Consider the following 3,014-nt stretch of genomic DNA (forward strand, 5'->3'; position numbering starts at 1 on the left):
TCATTGTGCGGTGAAGTCAGTCTTTCACGTTGAAGTTGTATGGGATTCGATGTGATGAGATAGAGCACAAAACCAATAATGGGCAAAATGAGGCAAATGGTAAGCCAGTTTAAAGCCTTGGCCGGTCTGCGAGCCTCAATTAGAGCTACGATTAACATAAAAACTGTGTTTAATAGGTACAACCAAAGAACCCACATGAAATAAAATCCCTCCTTTGTTTACTGTATCAGAATGTGCAATCAGTCCCAGAAATATACAAGAAGTAGCCTTCAGTTTGTAGACAAGTCTCAACATGCGGTCCATACCTTTTAATGAGATTCACTTGTTTATGGAAGGATAATGGAATTATTATATTCGCCTCATATGATCACATGCATGGGTTCTCTTTTTATTCGAAGCAAAAAAGAACACCTCTAATCCGGCAAAGAGGTGTTTGAGAATTTGGATGTAACGATGACGATTGACATTATCAATGTATTCATCTGGTTACTCTCCAATGGATTAAATGTTTTCATTTGGAGTATCCTTGATTTAACGATGGTTTTTGGGTTTTTTATTAGAGCTCCCAAATGATTACGGCCTGTCTTCAGTTGTAGCTCGTCAAATTCGTTAGAGATAAAAAGAGACTATCGAAATCGTCCTCTCCAATAATCGTTCCCATATATTCAATTCATCAAAATAAGTATCAGAAATACGCTTTGATAACCGAAAATCATCCTGTAACTCTTTCTGAATCTCAGCTATAATCGGTCCATCATAAATTGAGCATACTGATTCATTATTAAGATAAAAGGTGCGAGTATCAAAATTAGGGGTACCCGTCATCACATACTTTCCATCAATGCTCAAAACCTTTCCATGAAAAAAACCGTTCTGATATAAATAAATTTCCGCCCCATGTTTTAAGAGTTCTCTTAAGTACGGGTATGCAGCTTGTTTTATCAAAGGGAAATCACTATTAAGCGGAACTAAAATTTTTAAAGAAACACCTCGTTTTCTTGCCTCAAGCAGTTCATCCTCAATTTTCTTTCCTGGAATAAAATAAGGTGTGGCAATCACTATCGAATTACTTGCCTTCATTATCCAGTCTTGATATCGCTCCGCCAATCCTTTTCCGTCCGTAAATAAATACTCATAACGCGTATTTCCATTTTTAAGGAAGCTAGTATGAACAGGAAAACTGTCACCAGTGTTACTTTTCCAATCAAGCAAAAATTGTCTTTCCATTTCTTGAGCGCCGTCACCACTGATACGAAAGTGATAATCCTCCCAATGGCCCAAGCGCTTATCTTGGTTTAAATGTTCCTTTCCCATGTTAAAACMGCCAATATATGCAGTCGTCCCGTCAATCACAATAATCCGGCGATGATTCCGATTTTGTAAAGTATAGAAGAGATGAGGAAACTTAGGCTTTCCGCTAAACGTAAATTGCACCCCAGCCTTTCGTAATCTTTGTCGCATCGATTTCTTAAACAGAAAGCTTCCCATTCGATCTGTCGATAACTTAACTTCGATTCCTTGTTTTGCCTTATCCTCCAATAAACCAAGAAATTTATTACTAATTTCATCGTTTCGGATGATAAAAAAATGTATATAAATGTACTCTTTCGATTTTTGAATATCGGAAAAGAGCGAATCATATAAATCTTGTCCCTCGTTATACATCTGAAAATCGGCATAGTGGAAARGACTTTGTTTTGCCACAGCAGCCTCTTTTACGCCTTCTTCTATGTCTAGATAAACCCATCCTATGAGTAAAAATAGTAATAAAGATGTAAATAATACCTTTTTCACACAAAATACTCCTTTTTATGATTACTATTATCCGGGAAGGGCATTTTTATACAGTACAATTATTTTTCTAAAATATCGCGGTCTTCGATTATCACAAACGAAGGTGGCATTTGAAAAAGCATTTGGGGTTAAGATATTATGGAACCCGTGACAATAATTTAGGGTACCGAGGAATAGCATGATTGCAATGAGTCGGAAAACTCTTGCAGTTTGTGATACATGCCACCTTTTAATCCATTCAGGTAAATACCAAGGGAAGAAAATCGCTGATTTATAATTATTGGCGAGCGGAGTGTATAGGAAACTTGCATGCTCCGTTCTGGGAGGGGTTGTTGGAAAAGTGCTATCTTCGGGTGGTAACTCGCTGGCTTCCTACTCTACGGCACGTCCGGTGTGGAGCAGGGGAAAAGCTGGAGATGACATCAAATGCTTACCTATAGCAAAAAAACAGCGGCAGTCTAGGACTTTATTTCCTCGTCCATGGCTGCCGCTGTTTTTTTTTGGTTAGTGTAATACTTATTTCACAAAAGGGAACAGATTTGGCTGCTAAGTAGGGTTCTATATCGGCATCGATAGGAAGGCTGCATAAGCTTGGGGAATTGCTCAATTGTTCTCCTAGCGTTTCGATCGTCGAATCCGGCATCTTTGAGCGCCTAAACATTCCATGCAATCTGACAAACATATTTCTTTTTCTCTTTGTGGAAATTGATTTCACATACGAATGCAAAATCGATTATAGGCTATTGGAGCACGTATTAATCTACCTTGATCACGAGGCCCGTTTAACAACAAAACTGCTCCTGGATCACTTAACTATCGTCTATGTTAATTGAATCTGGATTGTCATAATTGCCCTATTGCAACCTTCCGAGCCGCTTCCCGCTATAAAATTGGACGAATAGCCTCCGCTGATCGACTCTATCAATTCTCTCACTCTCGGAATAGGAATGTAAGAGTTCAAACACGATAAATATATTACGAATGATTGAAAGGGGTATATGGATATGGCATGTTCATCTGGTTGTGAAGGAAAGTGTAACAAGATGAGGCGGAATGAAAAAGAAAACCAAAACCTCCCCGAAAACGTTTCATCCATTCTGGTTTATCTTTTCTACCATTTTGGGCTAGGTCTTTTAGTTTTCGAATATGATGTATCTCAATGTTTCCTTTCGAACGGCAAAGTTCGCAGGTGTCATTAAGAAGTCGCTGCACTAACTGGC

Annotated in this window: 2 protein-coding genes and 2 pseudogenes; 1 reads left to right on the forward strand and 3 read right to left on the reverse strand. The window is 38.5% G+C overall.

All coding sequences use genetic code 11. The features are described from left to right. Both AC1DUA_RS31660 and AC1DUA_RS31665 read right to left on the reverse strand, forming a co-directional pair. Nucleotides 1–197 (reverse strand): annotated as a pseudogene (locus tag AC1DUA_RS31660) (phospholipase D-like domain-containing protein); the annotation flags it as partial. Between the two features lie 412 nt (nt 198–609). Beyond that, a complete protein-coding gene (locus AC1DUA_RS31665; protein ID WP_477503522.1) occupies nt 610–1,794 on the reverse strand; it encodes a phospholipase D-like domain-containing protein in 1,185 nt (394 codons plus the stop codon). Between the two features lie 175 nt (nt 1,795–1,969). On the opposite strand from AC1DUA_RS31665, the pseudogene AC1DUA_RS31670 reads away from it, so the two are divergent. Continuing rightward, a pseudogene (locus tag AC1DUA_RS31670) lies at nt 1,970–2,071 on the forward strand (HNH endonuclease); the annotation flags it as partial. A gap of 698 nt (nt 2,072–2,769) precedes the next feature. Here the strand turns inward: AC1DUA_RS31670 and AC1DUA_RS31675 are convergent. After that, the coding region (locus AC1DUA_RS31675) for an HNH endonuclease (RefSeq protein ID WP_477503523.1) at nt 2,770–3,014 on the reverse strand (245 nt) is incomplete at its 5' end.

It is taken from the genome of Paenibacillus sp. 01T422 (genome assembly GCF_056398785.1).